This is a genomic window from Pantoea eucrina (genome assembly GCF_020079945.1).
Taxonomy (GTDB): Bacteria; Pseudomonadota; Gammaproteobacteria; order Enterobacterales; family Enterobacteriaceae; genus Pantoea; species Pantoea eucrina.
In genome coordinates this window covers 2,106,259-2,126,143 of the sequence record NZ_CP083448.1, presented here as the reverse complement: position 1 = coordinate 2,126,143, position 19,885 = coordinate 2,106,259, and the positions used below count along the sequence as shown (strand labels likewise).

Annotated in this window: 14 protein-coding genes; 10 read left to right on the top strand and 4 right to left on the bottom strand. The window is 56.6% G+C overall.

The window, feature by feature from the left end:
* Positions 1 to 62 precede the first annotated feature (62 nt).
* On the top strand, positions 63 to 1,025 hold the full coding sequence (locus LAC65_RS10035; protein WP_039385402.1) for an aldo/keto reductase: 963 nt from the start codon (positions 63 to 65) through the stop codon (positions 1,023 to 1,025).
* Positions 1,026 to 1,238: 213 nt separating this feature from the next.
* Positions 1,239 to 2,573, top strand: a complete 1,335-nt coding sequence (locus LAC65_RS10030) for a carbohydrate porin (RefSeq protein WP_039385401.1) — start codon at positions 1,239 to 1,241, stop codon at positions 2,571 to 2,573.
* A gap of 43 nt (positions 2,574 to 2,616) precedes the next feature.
* Here LAC65_RS10030 and yegD read toward each other — a convergent pair whose 3' ends face one another.
* From yegD to LAC65_RS10015, 3 genes are all read right to left on the bottom strand, one after another.
* Positions 2,617 to 3,969 (bottom strand): molecular chaperone, encoded by a 1,353-nt coding sequence (gene yegD, locus LAC65_RS10025; RefSeq protein ID WP_039385400.1) that lies wholly within the window; start codon positions 3,967 to 3,969, stop codon positions 2,617 to 2,619.
* A gap of 71 nt (positions 3,970 to 4,040) precedes the next feature.
* The gene (locus tag LAC65_RS10020; protein WP_052246507.1) at positions 4,041 to 6,605 is read right to left on the bottom strand and encodes a diguanylate cyclase; all 2,565 of its coding nucleotides are present in this window, start codon (positions 6,603 to 6,605) and stop codon (positions 4,041 to 4,043) included.
* A 118-nt stretch (positions 6,606 to 6,723) separates the two neighbouring features.
* Positions 6,724 to 7,335, bottom strand: a complete 612-nt coding sequence (locus tag LAC65_RS10015; protein ID WP_039385398.1) for a phosphatase PAP2 family protein — start codon at positions 7,333 to 7,335, stop codon at positions 6,724 to 6,726.
* Between the two features lie 233 nt (positions 7,336 to 7,568).
* On the opposite strand from LAC65_RS10015, the gene udk reads away from it, so the two are divergent.
* From udk to asmA, 3 genes are all read left to right on the top strand, one after another.
* Positions 7,569 to 8,207 carry a uridine kinase gene (udk, locus tag LAC65_RS10010; protein ID WP_039385396.1) on the top strand — a complete coding sequence of 213 codons (639 nt, stop codon included), beginning with the start codon at positions 7,569 to 7,571 and terminating at the stop codon, positions 8,205 to 8,207.
* A gap of 86 nt (positions 8,208 to 8,293) precedes the next feature.
* Complete coding sequence (dcd, locus tag LAC65_RS10005) at positions 8,294 to 8,875, top strand: dCTP deaminase (protein ID WP_039385394.1); 582 nt, start codon at positions 8,294 to 8,296, stop codon at positions 8,873 to 8,875.
* Between the two features lie 59 nt (positions 8,876 to 8,934).
* Entirely contained in the window at positions 8,935 to 10,731 is a 1,797-nt protein-coding gene (gene asmA, locus LAC65_RS10000; RefSeq protein WP_039385392.1) for an outer membrane assembly protein AsmA, read from the top strand.
* A gap of 103 nt (positions 10,732 to 10,834) precedes the next feature.
* Here asmA and LAC65_RS09995 read toward each other — a convergent pair whose 3' ends face one another.
* Positions 10,835 to 12,403 carry a TerC family protein gene (locus LAC65_RS09995; protein ID WP_039385390.1) on the bottom strand — a complete coding sequence of 523 codons (1,569 nt, stop codon included), beginning with the start codon at positions 12,401 to 12,403 and terminating at the stop codon, positions 10,835 to 10,837.
* Between the two features lie 783 nt (positions 12,404 to 13,186).
* Between LAC65_RS09995 and wbaP the strand changes: the two genes are divergently transcribed.
* The 5 genes from wbaP to LAC65_RS09970 all read left to right on the top strand — a co-directional run bounded on the left by wbaP (position 13,187) and on the right by LAC65_RS09970 (position 19,878).
* The gene (gene wbaP, locus LAC65_RS09990) at positions 13,187 to 14,620 is read left to right on the top strand and encodes an undecaprenyl-phosphate galactose phosphotransferase WbaP (protein ID WP_039385388.1); all 1,434 of its coding nucleotides are present in this window, start codon (positions 13,187 to 13,189) and stop codon (positions 14,618 to 14,620) included.
* A gap of 299 nt (positions 14,621 to 14,919) precedes the next feature.
* The gene (locus LAC65_RS09985; protein WP_175540437.1) at positions 14,920 to 16,050 is read left to right on the top strand and encodes a polysaccharide export protein; all 1,131 of its coding nucleotides are present in this window, start codon (positions 14,920 to 14,922) and stop codon (positions 16,048 to 16,050) included.
* A gap of 9 nt (positions 16,051 to 16,059) precedes the next feature.
* Positions 16,060 to 16,494, top strand: a complete 435-nt coding sequence (locus tag LAC65_RS09980) for an arsenate reductase/protein-tyrosine-phosphatase family protein (protein ID WP_039385385.1) — start codon at positions 16,060 to 16,062, stop codon at positions 16,492 to 16,494.
* Between the two features lie 12 nt (positions 16,495 to 16,506).
* Positions 16,507 to 18,684 carry a tyrosine-protein kinase Wzc gene (wzc, locus tag LAC65_RS09975; protein ID WP_039385383.1) on the top strand — a complete coding sequence of 726 codons (2,178 nt, stop codon included), beginning with the start codon at positions 16,507 to 16,509 and terminating at the stop codon, positions 18,682 to 18,684.
* 276 nt (positions 18,685 to 18,960) lie between these two features.
* Positions 18,961 to 19,878, top strand: a complete 918-nt coding sequence (locus LAC65_RS09970; protein ID WP_039385381.1) for a glycosyltransferase family 2 protein — start codon at positions 18,961 to 18,963, stop codon at positions 19,876 to 19,878.
* Positions 19,879 to 19,885 lie beyond the last annotated feature (7 nt).

The window sequence follows — 19,885 nt, the reverse complement described above, 5'->3', positions numbered from 1 at the left end:
TGCGACTTTTTCATTTGCTACGCTTAAAGACAAACCTATCTCGTTTAACCAGGGAGAGCGCAATGAAACAACCTGCAACCCGTCAGCTGGGCGACAGCGGTATTACCGTTCCGCGCCTGACTTTTGGTGGTAACGTTTTTGGCTGGACAGTCGATGAGAAGACCTCCTTTTCACTGCTGGATGCGCTGGTCGAAAATGGCCTGTTTTTTATCGATACCGCGGATGTCTATTCCCGCTGGGTGCCGGGCAATCAGGGAGGTGAATCGGAAGCGATCATCGGCAAATGGTTAAAGCAGAGCGGCAAACGCGATCGCATCGTGCTGGCGACTAAAGTCGGCATGGAGCTGTCGCCGGAAAAAACCGGGCTGAAGCCTGCGTATATCCGCCAGGCGATAGAGGATTCCCTGCGCCGGCTGCAGACGGATGTGATCGATCTCTATCAGGCGCATCGCGATGATGAGCAGACGCCGCTGGCAGATACCCTGAAAGCGTTTGATTCCCTGATCAAAGAGGGCAAGGTACGCGCTATCGGCGCCTCAAATTACTCCGCAGCGCGTCTGCAGGAGGCGCTGGATGTCAGCAGCAAAGAGGGGCTGGCGCGCTATGAAACGCTGCAGCCGGAATATAACCTTTACGATCGCGAAGGGTATGAGAACGGCCTGGAGCAGGTGGCGGTGAAAAACGGTCTTGGCGTGATCAACTACTACTCGCTGGCGAGCGGCTTTCTCAGCGGCAAATATAAAAAGCCGCAGGATGCGGGTAAAAGCCCGCGCGGTCAGGCGATAGTGGAAAAATATCTCAATGAGCGCGGCAGCCGCATTATTGAGGCGCTGGAGGATATCGCTGCCTCACACGATGCGTCAGCCACGCAGGTGGCGCTGGCGTGGCAGATTGCGCGTCCCAGCATTACCGCGCCGATTGTCAGCGCAACATCGCTGGCGCAGCTGGATGAGCTGGTAAAAGCCACCCAGCTGGAGCTGAGCAAACAGGAAATTGAGGAGCTGGCGCGCGCCAGTCACCTCTGATCCCGCCCGGGGTGCTGCGGCACCCCGTATATTGATACAGAGCAATCAATAGTCACTGTCACACTTTGAATGTTTAAATCTTAGATATTCATCACAAATGCGCTAATCCACTGACTGAGCAGGCGTAAATCCACACGAAATTGCAAAACCCTGCTGCTGCCCGGCACTATCCTCTGCGCGGTTTTCCTTATAACTTTGCAGAAGATAACAACGATGAAAAAAATTTTTGCTTTGCACCCGCTGCCGCAACTGGCTGCGGGCATGCTGATGCTGGCTATGTTCAGTTCTGCCGCCGTCGCGGCAGATGCATTCAGCTACGATTCGCCCTGGATGCTGGGTGACTGGAACGGCAGCCGCACGCAGCTGGAGAGTGCCGGCGTGAAGTTTGACGTAAATTACACCATGGAGAGCGCCGCTAATCTCGGCGGCGGAGCAGACAGCCACACCTCAATGCGCTATAGCGATCAGTGGGCGTTTGGTGCGAATTTCGATCTGCAAAAGCTGCTCGACTGGCAGGATGCGCAGTTCCAGGTCACCGTCACTAATCGCGACGGGCGCAACATCTCCGATCAGGTAGCCGATCGCCGCACCGGCATGCTCTCCTCCGTGCAGGAGGTCTATGGCCGCGGCCAGACGTGGCGTCTGACACAGTTCTGGCTGAGCAAGGGGCTGTTTGACAACCGGGTTAATCTCAAGGCCGGACGGGTCACCGTGGGTGAAGATTTTGACAGCCTCGACAGCAGGTTTCAGAACCTTGCCTTTGGCAGCGGTCAGGCAGGCAACTGGCGCGGCGACCGCTGGTTTAACTGGCCGGTTTCACAGTGGGGCGGACGCCTGAAAGCGAATATCACGCCCGAACTCTTCTTCCAGGTCGGCTTTTACAACCAGAATCGCGCCAACTACGATCGCGGCGACGGTTTCCGCCTGGATACCCGTCATTCAGAAGGCAATCTGGTGCCGGTCGAGCTGGGCTGGAAACCGACCCTGGGCGCAGCGGGGCTGCCGGGCAACTATCGACTCGGCTATTACTACTCATCCGTAAACGGGGATAATTACGGCAGCTGGCGGGATGGGGGCTATCAGCGTCAGGATCACGCTTATGGCGGCTACCTGCTGCTGCAGCAGCAGCTGACCGCGCAGGGCGGAGACGCCAGCCGCGGACTGGGGGTAACGGTGCAGGCGGTCATGAACGATCGTAAGACGTCGAAAACCGATAATTATCAGTCCATCAGTTTTACCTGGAAGGGGCCGCTTGATGCGCGTCCGCAGGATGAAATCGGTATTGGTGCCGCGCGTATTCACGTTAACAGCGCCTACAGCCGCGCCCTGCGCCAGCAGAACGCAGCCAGTGGTGAAACGCGCTTTGACAGCCCGGCTTATCTGCCGCTGCAGGCGGGATCGGAATACAACTATGAGATTTACTACAATGCGCAGCTGGCGAAGTGGCTGCAGCTGCGGCCTAACCTGCAGTATGTCGTGGCGCCGGGCGCGGTCGGAGAGGTGAAAGATGCCTTTGTCGGCGGCATCTCAGCCAATATCAACTTCTGACGGGCAGGGAGGAGGCGCAGGCTGCGCCTCCTGTTACGATCCGCTAGCGGAACATCACCTCTGCCCAGCGCGCCAGTCCGGCGGTCACCGAACCAAAGTCGTCGCCGCCGGCAATCGGGGTATCGGGCAGCGCCTGCTGCAGCGCCGCACGCAGCAGCGGCGAGCGTGCGCTGCCGCCAGTAAGATAGATCACGTCCGGTCGGGTCTCGCTGGTGGTCAGCGCCAGCTGTACCTGCTCCAGCATCCGCTCCAGCGGCTGGCTGATCGCCTCTTCCAGCTGCGCCGCGCTGATCTTCGCCTGCAGCGACTGCGCAATAAACGCCAGCGACGCATCCGTTTCCGCCTGCGCTGAGAGCGCAATTTTGCTCTCTTCAGCCGCGCGCACCAGCCGGTAGCTTAGCTTCTGCTGCCATACTTTGAGCAGATGTGCCACGCGGTTTCCCTCTTCTGCATCGCGCACCAGATCCTGCAGCAGCTTGCCGCAGGCGGCGGAGTAGAACTCGCTCTGTGCCGGAACGTCGTTAATTGCGACGGCGTTCCACCACGGCAGGGCGGGGAGCGCCGTGCCCTTGCGGGTGCTGCCGCCCAGACCCAGCAGCGGCATCAGCGTTTTAAACGCCAGCATGATATCGAGATCGTTACCGCCGACGCGGCAGCCGCTGTGCCCCAGCAGGCTGGCGTGGCGGTCAGCTTTCTGGCGCCACTCCGGCCCCATCAGCAGCATGGAGCAGTCGGTGGTGCCGCCGCCGATATCGACCACCAGCACGCGCGTCTCTTTGTCCAGCGTGGCTTCAAAGTCCAGCCCGGCGGCCACCGGCTCAAACTGAAACTCAACGTCACGAAAGCCGGCGCGCTGTGCCGCACGCAGCAGGATCCCCTGCGCCTGCTGGTTGGCATCGTCACCGCCCAGCCCCTGAAAGTTGACCGGGCGACCGATAACCGCCTGGTTGATCTGCTGCCCGAGCTGCGCTTCACCCTGCTGTCGGATATGCAGCATCATGGCGCACACCAGATCTTCAAAAAATGCGATCTGCTGCGGCTTCAGGCCAGAGGCGCCCAAAAAGGATTTCGGTGATTTGACGAACCAGACATCTTCCGGCTCTGTCATATATTGCTGCAGCGCGGTCAGGCCAAACTGCACGCTGCCAGGGGTTATCTCGATATCTTCTTCGCGGTTGTAGCGCAGCGCGCGCTGCAGCAGGGCGGTGTTTTCGCTCGCGGGCGTGGGCACCTGATGGTGGCGATGCAGCCATTCGCTGATCGCCTCGCGCGCCGGGGCGCAGATCATCGAGGGCAGCAGCGGCTGGTCATTTTCCAGCGCCAGCATCCGCGGCGTGCCGTTATCGCTTACTGCAATAGCGCAGTTCGCTGTGCCGTAGTCAAAACCGATATACATCTTATGCCCCATGCCAGAAAAAAAGGGGGCGACTTTAGCGCAGGCTGGTCATGCTGGCAATATGCAGTGCTTTATCTCTCTGCATCCTGATAAACCTGATACTGACCGCGCCCGGCATGTTTGGCGCTGTAGCAGGCGACATCGGCCTGCGACATCACCACATTGCTGAGGCAGTTGCGCGCATCAATCTGCGTGATGCCGGCGCTGGCACCCACCTGGTAAGGATGCGTTTTCCAGTAAAATGTATAGTTATTGACGACATTCACGATGCCCTGCACCAGATCGCGGATCTGATCGACCTCGCAGTGCGGCAGCAGGATGCCAAACTCATCGCCGCCGAGGCGCGCCAGCATATCGCTGCTGCGCAGCTGCTGCTGCATCAGCACCGCCAGCTCGCGCAGCAGCGCGTCCCCCGCCGCATGGCCGGCGGTATCGTTGACCGCTTTAAATTTATCCAGGTCGATAAACACCAACACATGCGGCGTGCCGGTGACGGCCGCATCATTCACCAGCCGTTTCAGCCGATCTTCAAAGCTGGGCCGGTTAGGCAGCTGCGTCAGCATGTCGTGTGACGCGCTATAGCTCAGACGCTTCATGATCTGGCGCGACTCGCTGACATCCTGAATGACCATCACCACCCCAATGGTGCTGCCGGTCAGGGTTTTCAGCGGCGTAATACTGTAGTGGATCTCTATCTGCGCGCCTGCCAGCGTATGCAGCACCAGCCCCTCATCCAGTGCCGGAGAGATTTTTTCATCCGGCAGCGTGCAGAGCAGCAGATTGTCGATGCGCGGGCCGTCAGCGCCGCGCGTGATGTTCAGCAGCTCACCAAGCGGCGTACCGGCCGCCTGTTCCTGCGGCCAGCCGCTCAGGCTTTCAGCAACCGGGTTCATAAAGGTCACGCACATCTCATCGTCGGTGCTGATCACCGCTTCACCAATCGAATCCAGGGTGATCGCCATACGCTCTTTTTCCTGGAACAGCGCGTCATTAAGGGTACGCAGTGAGGTGATATCCTGGCAGATCCCGAGCATACGTTCGATCTGTCCATCCTGGCTCAGGATACGATTCGCTTCTGAGCGAATGAACTGTACGCCGTGCGGCAGGTTGAGACGATACTCAAGATGAAAGGCCGAACGGCGCTCAATCGCCTGCTGCACAATCAGCGCCAGGCTTTCGCGCTCGGCAGGATCGACCAGATGCAGCCAGAGGTCATACGTGGGTTTCTGCTGCGGATCCAGTGCAAACAGCTCATACATGCGCTTGTCCCAGAGCATCTCCCCGGTTTTCAGGTTCCACTCCCAGACGCCGATGCCGCCCGCTTCATTGGCCAGCGTAATGCGCTCCATCAGCTGGCGGTTGCGCTGCTCGCTCTGCCGCAGCTCGGAGATATCGACAATCTGCGCGATAAAATAGAGCGGCTGCTGCTGCGCGTCGCGCACCATAGAGACGGTCAGACGCGACCAGACTATCTCGCCATCTTTGCGGAAATAGCGCTTTTCAAAGGTATAGGACATCAGGTCGCCCGCCAGCAGACGCTCCATCAGCTGCAGATCGCTGTGCAGATCGTCCGGATGGGTGATCTCCTGAAAGGTCAGCTGCGTCAGTTCATAGGCGCGATAACCCAGCGTACGGCAAAGTGACTGGTTCACCTGCTGCCACTTTCCGTTGGTGCCGACCAGCGCCATACCGATAGCAGAGTACTCCATCGCATTGCGGAAGCGCGCTTCGCTCTCGGTGATATGGTTTTTCTCGCGCCGGAAGGCGTCCATGATCAGCGCCATGACATGGCTGGGCAGCAGCACCAGCAGAAAGGGCAGCCAGGCAGAGACCAGACCGGGCGGAGCGCCACTCTGTACCGGGTTGACCCAGTCCAGCGCCAGCAGCAGCGAAATGAAACTGGCATTAATAAAGCAGAGCAGGAACGCTTCAAATTTTGGCAGCCGGACCGCACACCAGAACAGGATCACCACAATAAAGGTAAACGGCCACGGCAGAAAGCGCAGGGAGAGATAGCTGGCGAGCAGGGTAACCATCAGCGTCAGCAGGGTTTCCAGCTGACGGCCCGGCGCGATCAGTTCACGCAGCGGTTTAGCGGGCCACAGCAGTACCACCGGACCAAAAGCCAGTACGCCGATCACTTCCGAAATCACCCAGGTTGAGAAGAAGGGCAGCAGCGCCTGCTTATCCACCTGCAGCAGCCAGAGCGCAATCAGCCCGCCCAGCAGGGGAGCCAGCAGGCCGGCGCAGAGCGCAAAGCGGATCCAGTCAGGCAGGGCGTTAAGTGGCGCGCGGCGGTTCAGCAGCAGACGCAGCATGCCGCCTGCCAGCAGCGCCTGTATCAGATTCAGAATGGCAAATTTAGCATTGCTGAGTGCGGGACCAATAACCAGCAGATTCGCCAGCGCGGTGCCCGCGACGCAGCCCGCCAGCAGCAGCGGAATATGTTTTAGCGGCGCACGGAAAACGACGCCGGTCATCAGCGCCGTTGAGTACCACAGCGGCGAAATACGACCGCTGACCACAATCAGCTCCAGACAAAACAGCGTAAGCAGAAAAGCCAGTATGCTCAGCGTAACGGCAGTCAGCCAGCGGCCTGGCGATTTATCCTGCGCGGTGACTATCTCAACAATCATGTACCAGTCCAGCAGCGCGCAACCCGGTATGGGGAAAATACGCCAGTCAGTTTCTGCCCTGCATGCTAGCACATTCAGACAGGATCTTTACGCTGAATTGGCTTAAGTCATGGTGCTGTCAGCGAAAAAGGTCGGCACGCTTAAACGGTTTTTCCAGGCCGGCGAGCTTGACCGACAGACGCTCCAGAAACTGCTGCGTGGTGGCGACGCGCCCGTGGCCCATCAGCAGCAGCGGCACCAGGAAGGCGACGCCAACCTGCAGGGCGCTAAAGCCCTTCAATACCGTGCGGCGCTGGCTGATGAGAAACGCGCTGCTCAGGGTAAAGCCGAGCAGCAGGCCCGCCAGCACTTCACTGACGGAGTGCGCATGAATAACCAGGCGGGAGAAACCCACCATCAGCGGGATCGCGTACCCGATGGCAATCGTCACGGCGCGCCAGAAAGTGGACCAGCGCCCGGAGATAAGCCACATCATCACTGGCCAGAGCGTGGAGGACATCGCGCTGTGGCCGCTGAAGCCGGTAAAGTTAAAGCGTGCGCTGCCGATGCCAAAGCCAAGAAACATAATTTTAGACAGGCTGACCAGCAGACCGGCGAGACCAAACGCCAGCAGCCAGTACCAGACGGTACGCTGGCTGCTGCTTTTCCACGGCAGCACCAGGGCGATGATCACCGCGGTGGGGATCAGCAGCATGCTGTCGCCAAAATAGGTCAGTGTTCTCCAGCTCATATTTTTCCTTGCAGGGCTAACGGGCGACCCGCACAAACCGGGCGCGGGCAGCCCGACAGTCTATCGGTTCAGCGGCTGCCTGCCAAAAGGAGATTTTCTGAAAAAGGGCGCCGCCGCATTTACTCTGGCGTCAAACCGGCGAAATACCTATAATTGCCGCCACCAAACCCTCTCATTTGGCCCGTTGCTGCTTCGGCAGAGGCGTGCTCCCAGTTATCAGGTCTTAAAAAAGTATGACTGACAAGTCCCATCAGTGCGTGATCGTTGGCATCGCAGGTGCATCTGCATCCGGAAAAAGCCTTATTGCCAGCACGCTCTTTCGTGAAATCCGTGACCAGGTCGGTGACGAGCATATCGGTGTGATCCCCGAAGATGCCTACTATAAAGATCAAAGCCACCTCACCATGGAAGAGAGGGTAAAAACCAACTATGACCATCCGAGCGCGATGGATCACGATCTGCTGCTGCAGCATCTGCGTGCGATCAAGTCAGGACAGGATATCGATCTGCCGGTTTACAGCTACGTTGAACACACCCGTACCAGCGAAAGTATTCATCTGAAGCCAAAAAAAGTGATTATCCTTGAGGGCATTCTGCTGCTCACTGACGCGCGCCTGCGTCAGGAGATGAACTTCTCTATTTTTGTCGACACCCCGCTGGATATCTGTCTGATGCGCCGCATGAAGCGCGACGTGAATGAACGCGGTCGCTCTATGGATTCCGTCATGAATCAGTATCAGAAAACGGTCCGTCCGATGTTCCTGCAGTTTATCGAGCCTTCCAAACAGTACGCCGACATTATTGTGCCGCGCGGCGGTAAGAACCGTATCGCTATCGATATTCTCAAAGCGAAAATTAATCAGTATCTTTAATACGCTGTTTCGGCATGGATCGAATGCGTCAGGGCTGTCACCGTGCTGGCGGCCTTTCGCTACACTTTAATTAGGGAGTTACTGCGATGAGATTATGCGATCGCGATATTGAAGCCTGGCTTGACAGCGGCAAGCTGGCCATTGAGCCGCGTCCGCCGGTGGAACGCATTAACGGCGCCACGGTAGATGTGCGGCTGGGTAACGGGTTTCGTACCTTCAGCGGCCATACTGCCGCCTTTATCGATCTGAGCGGACCCAAGCAGGCGGTAAGCGCCGCGCTGGATCGGGTGATGAGTGACGAGATTGTATTACCGGATGGCGAAGCGTTTTTCCTGCATCCGGGTGAGCTGGCGCTGGCGGTGACGCTGGAGTCGGTGACCATTCCGGACGATCTGGTTGGCTGGCTGGATGGACGTTCTTCCCTGGCACGACTAGGGTTAATGGTTCACGTTACGGCACACCGCATCGATCCGGGCTGGCAGGGGCGTATCGTGCTGGAGTTTTACAACTCCGGCAAGCTGCCGCTGGCGCTGCGTCCCGGTATGCTGATTGGAGCGCTGAGCTTTGAACCGCTGTCGGGCCCGGCCGCACGTCCCTATAACCGGCGTGAAGATGCAAAATATCGCGGTCAGCAGGGTGCTGACGCCAGCCGTATCGATAAAGATTAATCGCTGTACCCGCGCCCGGGCAGGGCTGACGAGGCGCGGATCATCACATTGAGGATGCAATGAGAAGATTGATAACCACGCTGGCCATCCTGTTAGTGGTAGTGGTGGCAGGGATGGCCGCACTGGTACTACTGGTTAACCCCAATGACTTTCGCGCCTACATGGTAAAACAGGTAGAGCAGCGCAGTGGTTATCAGCTGGTCACGGGCAGCGATTTGCGCTGGCACGTCTGGCCTCAGCTCAGCATTCTTTCCGGACGTATGAGCCTCACCGCACCCGGTGCCAGCCAGCCGCTGGTGACCGCCGAAAATATGCGGCTGGACGTCGACCTCTGGCCGCTGCTCACGCATCAGCTCAGCGTCAGTCAGGTAATGCTGAAAAACGCGATTATCCGCGCCACGCCGGAGAGCGCGCCGCAGAAGCCTGGCGGCGCCCCCATCGGCCCTGGCGACAGCGAGCCGGCATTAGCCGCCTCACAGAGCTGGAGCCTGGCAATTGCGAAACTGCGCGTGGCTGACAGCCTGCTTATCTGGCAGCAGCCGGGCGGGGAAGAGTACAACTTCCGCAATCTTAATCTGAGCCTGGATCAGGACAGCCGCAAACAGAACCACATTGAGCTGAGCACGCGCCTGTCGCGTAACCAGCGCAATCTCAGCGTTAATCTGCAGGGCGAGATGGATGTCTCACGCTATCCGCATCAGGTCAGCGGCGAGCTGGCGCAGCTTGATTATGCGCTGGATGGCGCGAACCTGCCGGTACAGGGCATTAAAGGCGCGCTGAGCGGAAAAGCGATATGGAACGCCGATAAACAGCAGTTCTCGCTGGCCGATTTGCAGCTTACCGCCAATGACAGTACGCTGCAGGGCAGCGCGGAAGGACGCATTGCGATGCCGCAGCAGCTGCGCCTGGCGCTGCATGCAACCTCGCTGAACATCGATAACCTCGCCGTCAGTACCCCGGTCAGCAGCGGCAGCGGGACCGTGCAGGCCGCGCCGGTGCAGCCGCCGGTCATTGCGGAACCGGTACTGCGCAATAACGCCGATTCACCGCTCAATACGCTCAATCTGCAGCTTGCCCTGAAGGCGGACCAGAGCCAGTGGCGCGGGCTGACGCTCAGTAACCTGCAGATCGACGCCAGCAATCAGCAGGGTCTGATGACGCTTAGCCGGTTACAGGGCCGGCTGGGTGACGGTCATTTCTCGCTGCCGGGTCAGATTGATATCCGGCAGCCGGTTACCCGGGCTGCGTTTCAGCCTGAACTGGAGAATATTGCGATTGCCCCTCTGCTGAAAGCGCTGGCGCTGCCCGCTGCGCTTGAGGGGACGCTATCGCTGCAGGGTAAGGTGAGTGGAGCCGGGCTGAGTGTAGAAGAGGCGAAGCAGAACTGGCAGGGCAGTGCCGATCTGGAGGCCACCAATCTGCAGCTTACGCAGCTTAATCTGCAACAGATGGTACGCCGCGCCGTCGCGCGCGCCAGTAGTGAGGTCACCAACGATCAGCCTGATAGCCAGGGCATACAGCAGCTGGCGGGCCATATCAGCCTGCAGCAGGGAAAAGTAGCGTTTACCGATCTGCAGGGCGGCAGCAGCCAGCTGGCACTTCAGACGCGCGGAACCGTTGACGTTGTGCAACAGCAGCTGGATGTCACCATCAATATGATGCTGCGCGGCTGGAAAGGGGACGAGCGTCTGGCAAAAGTCCTGAATCAGCAGCCCATTCCGCTCCGTATGTATGGTCGCTGGGACAAACTGCAATATTCGCTGCCGATAGATGATGTTGTGCGCCAGCAGCTGCAGAGCGAAGCGAAATCGCGTCTTAATCAGTGGCTCGATCGCCACCCGTCAGGGGCGCATTAATACGGCAGGTGCGCGTTAACCACCAGGGGCGCATCAACACGGCTGGGTCGCATAAACACGCCAGGGGCGCCTTAATGCGCCCCCTACGTTTACAGGGACGCTGCTACGGCGCTTCTGATAAAGGATGCGGCATAATTTCCACTTTCTGTACCCGATGATTCTCCACCTGCAGCGCGCGCAGCAGGTAATCTCCTATCCGCAGCTCTTCACCCTCTTCGGGGACATGCTGCAGCGTGTCCATCAGCAGGCCGGCCAGCGTGTGATAATCGCGTTTATCATTTACCGGCAGCGCGACATAGAGCGCCAGATCGTCCAATGGCATATGCCCGTTTGCGATCCAGCCTCCCTGCGGGCCGGGTTCAATATCGTAGCGCGCATCCAGCTCCTCTCCTTCATTAGGCAGATTACCGGCGATAGTCTCCATCACGTCGCTCAGCGTCACCACGCCTTCGACGGAGCCAAACTCATCGACAATAAAGGCAAAATGCGTGCGCGCCTGGCGAAACTGCTCCAGCGCCTGCAGCAGCGTTACCCGTTCCGGAAACACCAGCGGCTGACGGATCAGCGCGCGCAGATCAAGGGAATCACTGTGCAGCGACTGATGCAGCAGATCGATAACGTGCACCACCCCCAGCGGATCGCGGCCATTTTCCGTCACCAGAATACGCGTGTGCTGATTGCGATCGAGCTTCGCCATAATCTCTTCAGGCGCTTCACTTAAATCAACCGATTCCACATCGTGCCGGGAGGTCATAATGGTGTTGATCTGCCGCTGCGCCAGCCCCAGCACCCGGGCGATCATCAGCCGCTCCTGACGATTAAACAGAGCGCCTTCATCGCTATGGCTCAGCAGCGAGGCCGTATCCGCATCCAGTTCAGCACGCTGCGCCTCTCCGCGCAGAATGCGCAGGACCGCTTCGGCCGTGCGCTGGCGTAGCGGACGGCCGGCTGACAAAAAGCGGCGGCGATTAAAGCTCGCCAGCTGATTGAGCATTTCAATCAGAATAGAGAAACCGATAGCGGCGTAGAGATACCCTTTGGGAATAACAAAGCCAAACCCCTCTGCAACCAGGCTGAAGCCAATCATCAGCAGAAAGCTCAGGCAGAGGATCACAATCGTGGGATGACTATTCACAAAACGCGTCAGCGGCTTGCTGGCGAGCAGCATAAGCAGAATAGCGATGGTGACCGCGGCCATCATTACCGGCAGCTCATTGACCATGCCCACTGCTGTGATGACAGCGTCGAGGGAGAAAATAGCATCCAGCACCACGATCTGCGCCACCACCGGCCAGAATTTAGCGCCGTTCTTATTTTGACCACCCTCATCGTCACCCCCTTCGAGTCGCGCATTTAGCTCAGTGGTCGCTTTATAGAGCAGGAAAATACCGCCCAGCAGCAGCAGCAGATCGCGTGCGCTGAAGCTATGCTGCCAGAGGGTGAGCAGAGGCTGTGTCAGCGTGACCAGCCATGAAAGCGAGGCCAGCAGCCCGAGGCGGGTCAGCAGCGCCAGCATCAGGCCAATCACGCGCGCCCGGTCGCGCAGCAGCGGCGGCAGCTTTTCGACCAGAATGGCAATAAACACCAGGTTATCAATGCCCAGCACCAGCTCCAGAATGATTAGCGTTACTAATCCCGCCCAGAGCGACGGATCAACGATCCACTCCCACATACTCATGTCACCGTAATGTCTCAAAATGGGTTTAATCTGATGATAGTGAATGGCCGGAAACAGGGCAAAACCCTGCCGACCCTGCTGGTATAAGGTTATACGCGCTGGTCAGGGAAATGTTCAAAGCGCAGCGGGCAAAATAAGCAAAATGTATGGATTAAGAATGCAGGAGAAGGAGAGCGGCGCACAATTAATTGTTATGCGAGATGGTGAGGTTTGCCGCGTACATTTTACCAATCGTATATCCGAATAATTCTGAATTTTCACTGCTGATTGCACGGCAGATGTGGCGTCATTACTAATGGCTGGTAGTCTTTTTCCTAAAATAGCACAGGGGGCACGGGCCCTACTTGTAAACAAGCCAGTAATAACTAGTATAGCAACGTGTCAGTAAATGTCTGCGCCAATCTGGTTAATAGCGCAGGGTAATGCATTTTAAAGTTGTGAATTGTGAACCTGCACGATCCTGCCAGGAGTTATCCTGGAAAAATGGTTAAAAAAGCGCAAAACAGGATGAGCAGGCGGTATTGGCAGCGACAGCCAGGGGCGGTAGCGTGCCTGAACCGGCTTAAACAGGAAATGAACTGTCTGGTGTAGCGGCAATGGAACTCAGACTAATCCGTTGGTATTTATCACAATTTTCTGGCGAAAAGCAATAGAGAATTGACCTAAATACCGGGGAGTTCGCCGCAGTTTGCTCAACAGGCTCCGACTGAGTATCGCTCATTTATTACACAGGCCTGTAGCGTTAGGGATTAGGGAAATAAAATAAAAGAGTTAAATATGCGCGATAACGAATTTACATATAAAAGTCTTCTGACCAAATTTTTACTGGCGTGCTCAGATTTAATTTGTTTTAACGCGGCGTTGTTTATTGCACTCGCCCTGATTAATTCATTATCTGACTCGCCACTGGCTGATATCTCTGAAAAAGATCTCAATTTAAAAATTGCTACTCACATCTGTCTGTCAATTATCTGTACGGGCTGGTTCTGGGTTCGTCTGCGCCATTACACTTACCGCAAACCTTTCTGGTTTGAGCTGAAAGAGATATTTCGTACCGTGTTTATTTTCTCGGTTATCGATTTGTCTATTTCTGCATTATCGCAGTGGCAGATGTCGCGTTTTGTCTGGGTACTCACCTGGATTCTGGCGCTGATCCTGATCCCGGTGGCGCGTGCCGTTTCCAAACGGGTACTGAACCATTTTGGTATGTGGAAAAAGCAGACCATCATCATTGGCAGCAGCCGTAACGCACAGGAAGCCTGGCAGGCGCTGCAGAGTGAAGAGGTGATGGGCTTTGACGTTATCGCCTTCTTTGATGTCGACGGCAGCTGTCCGCAGGCCAGCATTTCCGGCGTACCTGTGCTGCATAACGAAGCTGAGCTCTGGCAGTTAACCAACAGCGAAACGCAGTTTATCGTTGCGGTTGAGTCTGAGCAGAGTCAGCATCGCGATCTGTGGCTGAAAAACCTGGCTATGCACAATTGCCGTTCAGTCTCCGTTATTCCGACGCTGCGTGGTGTACCGCTCTATGGTACGGATATGGCCTATATCTTCAGCCACGAAGTGATGATTCTGCGTGTAAACAATAACCTGGCGAAGCGTACCTCGCGCTTCCTCAAGCGCGCGTTCGATATCGTTGGTGCGCTCGGTATTATCGTGGCGCTGTCGCCGGCGCTGCTGGTCCTCGGCTTTATGGTTGGCCGCGATGGCGGACCGCCGATTTACGGTCACGAACGCGTCGGTATGAACGGACGTAAGTTTAAATGCCTGAAGTTCCGCTCAATGGTGATTAACTCCAAAGAAGTGCTGGAGGAGGTGCTGCGCACCGATCCGGTTGCGCGAGCGGAGTGGGATAAAGATTTCAAACTGAAAAACGACCCGCGTATTACCAAAGTCGGCCATTTCATCCGTAAAACCAGTCTGGATGAGCTGCCGCAGCTGTGGAACGTGGTGCGTGGTGACATGAGCCTTGTCGGGCCGCGTCCGGTGATTGAAGATGAACTCTGCCGTTATGCCGGGGATGTAGATTACTACCTGATGGCGAAGCCAGGCATGACGGGATTGTGGCAGGTCAGCGGTCGTAACGACGTTGACTACGAAACACGCGTCTATTTCGACTCGTGGTATGTCAAAAACTGGTCGCTGTGGAATGACATCGCGATTCTGTTTAAGACAGTCGGCGTAGTGCTTAAGCGCGACGGCGCATATTGATAGACAGCGAAGGCGGGGGAGGGTATCTCTCTCGCTGAATAACTGCCGGTGCTGGGAGTCTTGTTATCTGAACACTGCCATTATCGAGCCTGATTAAAGCGGAGAGGTTGTTGAGCTGCACTATTCCGCTTTAATTGATGTCGTCCGGGGGCACGGTGACAACATAAAAACCAAGGGAGCAATGATAATGACCCACAGTTTCAGTGTTTAACCCGTTAAATTAAATTTTTGTAAGACGCTTACACAGCGGCGTTTTCGCCTCTATCAATCATTAACTGATAGCGAATAACCAGATGATAATGAAAACTAAATTGATACCTTTACTGGTATCCGCAACTTTTCTCTCCGGGTGCACCATTGAACCAGGTTCGCACCTTACGACCAGCGGAAAAGATGTCATTGAGCAACAGGATAGCAACTTTGACATCGATAAATACGTAAACGTCTTCCCGATGACTCCTCGTCTGGTTGAACAGATGCGTCCTAAGCCACTGGTTGCACAGGCTAACCCACAGCTGCAGAACGAGATTCAGAGCTACGAATACCGCATCGGCGTGGGCGACGTGCTGAATGTCACCGTCTGGGATCACCCGGAGCTGACGACCCCGGCCGGCCAGTATCGCAGCGCCAGCGACACCGGCAACTGGGTACAGGCTGACGGCACGATTTTCTATCCGTACATCGGCAAGGTACGCGTTGCGGGTCGCACCGTAACGGAAGTGCGTGCGGAGATTGCGCGTCGTCTGGCGCAGTACATTGAAAGCCCGCAGGTAGATGTCAACCTGGCGGCTTTCCGCTCGCAGAAAGCGTATATCACCGGGTCGGTGACCACATCTGGTCAGCAGCCGATTACCAACGTGCCGCTTACCGTTCTGGATGCGGTCAACGCCGCGGGCGGCCTGGCCGCTGATGCTGACTGGCGCAACGTCGTGCTGACGCACAACGGCCGCGAGCAGCGTATTTCGCTGCAGGCGCTGATGCAAAATGGCGACCTCAGCCAGAACCATCTGCTCTATCCGGGCGACATTCTTTACGTTCCGCGTAATGACGACCTGAAAGTCTTTGTGATGGGTGAAGTGCGTCAGCAGGCTACGCTGAAGATGGATCGCAGCGGCATGACGCTGGCAGAAGCACTGGGCAACGCGCAGGGTATGGATCAGACCACCTCTGATGCAACCGGCGTGTTCGTTATCCGTCCGATTCGCGGCGCGAACCGCACCAAAATCGCCAACATCTATCAGTTGAATACCAAGGATGCGGCGTCAATGGTGATGGGTACGGAGTTCCAGCTGGAACCGTATGACATCGTCTACGTCACCGCGACACCGATTACCCGCTGGAACCGCGTTATCTCCGGACTGCTGCCGACCATCGTAGGTATCGACGATGCAAGCTCGTCAGCGCTGCGCTTCCGCAACTGGTCGAACTAAGGTTTTACCATGATTAAGTCAGTGTTAGTGGTCTGTGTGGGTAACATCTGCCGTTCGCCAACCGCCGAGCGGCTGCTGAAGCGTGCACTGCCGCAAACGCGCGTGGCCTCGGCGGGCCTGGGTGCCCTGGAAGGGTACCCGGCCGATAAGATGGCCAGTGAGGTTGCCGCTGAACATGGCCTCTCGCTCGACGGACATCAGGCGCAGCAGTTAACGGCAGAGATGTGCCGTGACTTCGACCTGATTCTGGTGATGGAGAAGCGCCACATTGAGCAGGTCAACCGCATCGATCCCGCCGCGCGCGGAAAAACGATGCTGCTGGGGCACTGGCTTAATCAACAGGAAATTGCGGACCCGTACCGAAAGAGCCGTGAGGCCTTCGACGCTGTGTACGGGTTACTGGACAACGCAACCCAGAAATGGGTCAACGTATTAAGCCGATAGTTGGGATTATCCATGAATATTAAAAACAAGGTCATGACCGCGCCAAAAGAAGATTCGAATGGATGGGATCTGGCGCATCTTGTGGGACAGCTGGTTGATCACCGCTGGATCATTGTTGCCGTTACCGCCTTCTTTATGCTGGTGGCAACGCTCTACACACTGTTTGCGACGCCAATCTATAGCGCAGACGCCATGGTTCAGGTTGAGCAGAAGAACACCGCTTCGGTGCTGAACGACCTGACCGACGTTCTGCCAGCCATGCCGGCATCCGATACCGAGATTCAGATCCTTGAATCCCGTATGGTTATCGGTAAAACCGTTCAGGACCTGGGCCTGGACAGCGTGGTGCAGCAGCACTACTTCCCGGTTATCGGTAAAGGCCTGTCGCGCCTGATGGGTAACAAGCCGGGTCAGATCGCTATCTCACGCCTGGAAATCCCGCGCAGCATCGATAAGCGTACCGTTGAGCTGGAAGTAACCGGTGCAGATACCTATACCGTAAGCAGCGACGGCGACGAGCTGTTCAAGGGCCGCGTGGGTCAGCTGGAGCAGCATGGCGAAGTCACTATGCTGGTCAGCGGTATTCAGGCGGATGAAGGCACAACCTTCAGCGTCACGAAACTGACCGACCTGCAGGCGATTAAAACCGTTCTGGGCGCGCTGACCGTAGCCGATAAAGGCAAAAGCACCGGCGTACTGGGCCTTGAGTATCGTGATGAAGATCCGGAGCAGGCGAGTCGTGTCCTGAACCAGATCGTCAACAACTACCTGCTGCAGAACGTTGAGCGTAAATCTGAACAGGCGGAAAAGAGCCTGCAGTTCCTGCGCAATCAGCTGCCTCAGGTGCGCGCCAAGCTGGATGATGCGGAAGATAAGCTGAACACCTTCCGTCGTCAGAACGCGTCAGTGGATATGTCGCTGGAAGCCAAATCCGCTCTGGATACCTCTGTCAGCGTGCAGAGCCAGCTGAACGAGCTGACCTTCCGTGAAGCGGAAGTATCGCAGCTGTTCACCAAAGATCACCCGACCTACCGCGCGCTGCTGGATAAACGCAAAACGCTGGAAGCGGAGCAGGCTCAGCTGAACAAGCGCATCTCCTCGATGCCGCAGACGCAGCAGGAGATCCTGCGACTGACGCGTGACGTACAGTCCGGTCAGGAGATCTACATGCAGCTGCTGAACCGTCAGCAGGAGCTGGGGATCAGCAAGGCGAGCACCGTAGGTGATGTGCGTATCATCGATAACGCTGAAACGGCCGGTAGCCCGGTTGCACCGAAGAAAACGCTGATTGTACTGGCTGGTCTGATTCTCGGTCTGGTGCTCTCGGTTGGTCTGGTGCTGCTGAAAGCGCTGTTCCATCACGGTATCGACAATCCTGAGCAGCTGGAAGAGCTGGGCATGAACGTCTACGCCAGCGTCCCGCTCTCTGAGTGGCAGCGCAAGAAAGATACCGAAGCCCTGGCGCGTCGTGGTCACAAAGAGAAGAGCGATCCGCACAATACGCTGCTGGCGCTGGGTAACCCGACTGACCTCTCCATCGAAGCGATTCGCAGCCTGCGTACCAGCCTGCACTTTGCGATGATGGAAGCGAAGAACAACATCCTGATGATCACCGGCGCCAGCCCGGGCATTGGTAAAACCTTTGTCTGTGCCAACCTGGCAACCCTGGTTGCCAAAGCGGGTCAGCGCGTACTGTTTATCGATGGTGATATGCGTCGCGGCTATACCCATGAGCTGCTGGGTGCGGATAACAAGCAGGGCCTCTCTAACGTCCTTTCCGGCAAGACTGAGTTCTCTCCGGCGATGATTCAGCGCGGCGTCTACGGCTTTGATTTCCTGCCACGCGGTCAGGTGCCACCTAACCCGTCTGAACTGCTGATGCATCGTCGTATGGGTGAGCTGCTGGAGTGGGCGAGCAAGAACTATGATCTGGTGCTGATCGATACCCCACCAATTCTGGCGGTTACCGATGCATCCATCATTGGTAAGCTGGCTGGAACGTCGCTGATGGTTGCGCGCTTTGAGACTAACACCACCAAAGAACTGGATGTCAGCTACAAGCGCTTTGCGCAGAACGGCATCGAGATCAAGGGTGTGATCCTCAACGCCGTGGTACGTAAAGCGTCAAACGCCTACGGTTATGGCTACGACTACTACAACTACGAGTACGGCAAAGAAGCCAAAAGCTAAATAACACCTTCACGGGGCGGTTTATCCGCCCCGTTTTTATGGTGAAGAATAGCGGCTTACCGCAGGGCAGGGGCTTTTCAGCCTCACCCTCTTTTTGGTGCGTTTTGCACCGCAAAACAGACACACAGCACAATCTTTGGTATTTCCGTAATGGTACGCGGCATCCTCAGAAGAAAGAGTAATAACGGTTTGATTTTTCGGAATAAAACCGATTTCTTTCCATGGCCTGCTCGCGCTACCGTTGGATCTGGAACAGCTGTTTAAGAGGTGCTGGCAATGCAGGACATTCGCTTCTCAATCGTTATTCCGGCGTATAACGCGTCGAAATCGATTATCACCACGCTCGACTGCGTTAAAGCGCAAAGCTATCGTAATTTTGAAGTCATCATTGTGGATGACAAATCAGCTGATGCGGCCGAGCTGGCGCAGGTGGTGCAGGGTGAGCGCTATCAGGAGCTGACAATTAAGCTGGAGCTCTCTGAGGTCAAACTCAACGGCGCCGGCGCCCGTAACAAAGGTATTGAACTGGCTGAAGGCGACTTTATCAGCTTCCTCGATGCGGATGATGAGTGGCACCCGAATAAACTTGCAGAGGTACGCGACACCATTGCGCGTCTGGAAGCGCAGGGGCGGTCACGCTACGTCATTTTCAGCCAGGTCAATATCCACCAGGATGGCCACTTTCTGAAAGTGATGCCGATGCAGGCGCCGGGCAAAAATGAGACCGTCGCTGAATATCTGTTTGGCTGCTACGGCTTTATCCAGACCAGTACCATCGTGCTGAAGCGCGAGGATGCGCTGAAAATCCAGTTCGATACGCGCTACATCCGCCATCAGGATTACGATTTCTGTATCCGCGCCGATCGCATGGGCTATGAGTTTGTGATGATTGCCAGACCGCTGGCGACCTATCACCTGGTGACCAAATTTGGCTCCAAGCATAAAGGGGAGTCGGTGAAATACTCCTACTTCTGGCTGGATAGCATGAAGCCTCATCTGACCACGCGAGACGTCCATACCTATAAGGCATTTAAACTGCCGCTGCGCTACAAGATGGACGGTAAATCGCTGCAGGCGAGCCTGAGTTTTGCCCGCTACTTTTTTCTGACCAACCGCGACAACCGCGCCTACTTTATGAATCGCCTGAAGGATAAGGTGAAATCGCGGTTTGGCGGCAGAAAAGCGGTCTCCTGACACACAT

Excerpts from the sequence above, each read along its gene's own strand:
- yegD (WP_039385400.1), bottom strand. The coding sequence starts at position 3,969 with ATGTATATCGGTTTTGACTACGGCACAGCGAACTGCGCTATTGCAGTA.
- LAC65_RS10015 (WP_039385398.1), bottom strand. The coding sequence starts at position 7,335 with ATGAGCTGGAGAACACTGACCTATTTTGGCGACAGCATGCTGCTGATC.
- dcd (WP_039385394.1), top strand. The coding sequence starts at position 8,294 with ATGAGATTATGCGATCGCGATATTGAAGCCTGGCTTGACAGCGGCAAG.
- wbaP (WP_039385388.1), top strand. The coding sequence starts at position 13,187 with ATGCGCGATAACGAATTTACATATAAAAGTCTTCTGACCAAATTTTTA.
- LAC65_RS09970 (WP_039385381.1), top strand. The coding sequence starts at position 18,961 with ATGCAGGACATTCGCTTCTCAATCGTTATTCCGGCGTATAACGCGTCG.
- LAC65_RS10030 (WP_039385401.1), top strand. The coding sequence starts at position 1,239 with ATGAAAAAAATTTTTGCTTTGCACCCGCTGCCGCAACTGGCTGCGGGC.
- LAC65_RS09980 (WP_039385385.1), top strand. The coding sequence starts at position 16,060 with ATGATTAAGTCAGTGTTAGTGGTCTGTGTGGGTAACATCTGCCGTTCG.
- LAC65_RS09995 (WP_039385390.1), bottom strand. The coding sequence starts at position 12,403 with ATGTGGGAGTGGATCGTTGATCCGTCGCTCTGGGCGGGATTAGTAACG.
- asmA (WP_039385392.1), top strand. The coding sequence starts at position 8,935 with ATGAGAAGATTGATAACCACGCTGGCCATCCTGTTAGTGGTAGTGGTG.
- LAC65_RS09985 (WP_175540437.1), top strand. The coding sequence starts at position 14,920 with ATGAAAACTAAATTGATACCTTTACTGGTATCCGCAACTTTTCTCTCC.
- LAC65_RS10035 (WP_039385402.1), top strand. The coding sequence starts at position 63 with ATGAAACAACCTGCAACCCGTCAGCTGGGCGACAGCGGTATTACCGTT.
- udk (WP_039385396.1), top strand. The coding sequence starts at position 7,569 with ATGACTGACAAGTCCCATCAGTGCGTGATCGTTGGCATCGCAGGTGCA.
- LAC65_RS10020 (WP_052246507.1), bottom strand. The coding sequence starts at position 6,605 with ATGATTGTTGAGATAGTCACCGCGCAGGATAAATCGCCAGGCCGCTGG.
- wzc (WP_039385383.1), top strand. The coding sequence starts at position 16,507 with ATGAATATTAAAAACAAGGTCATGACCGCGCCAAAAGAAGATTCGAAT.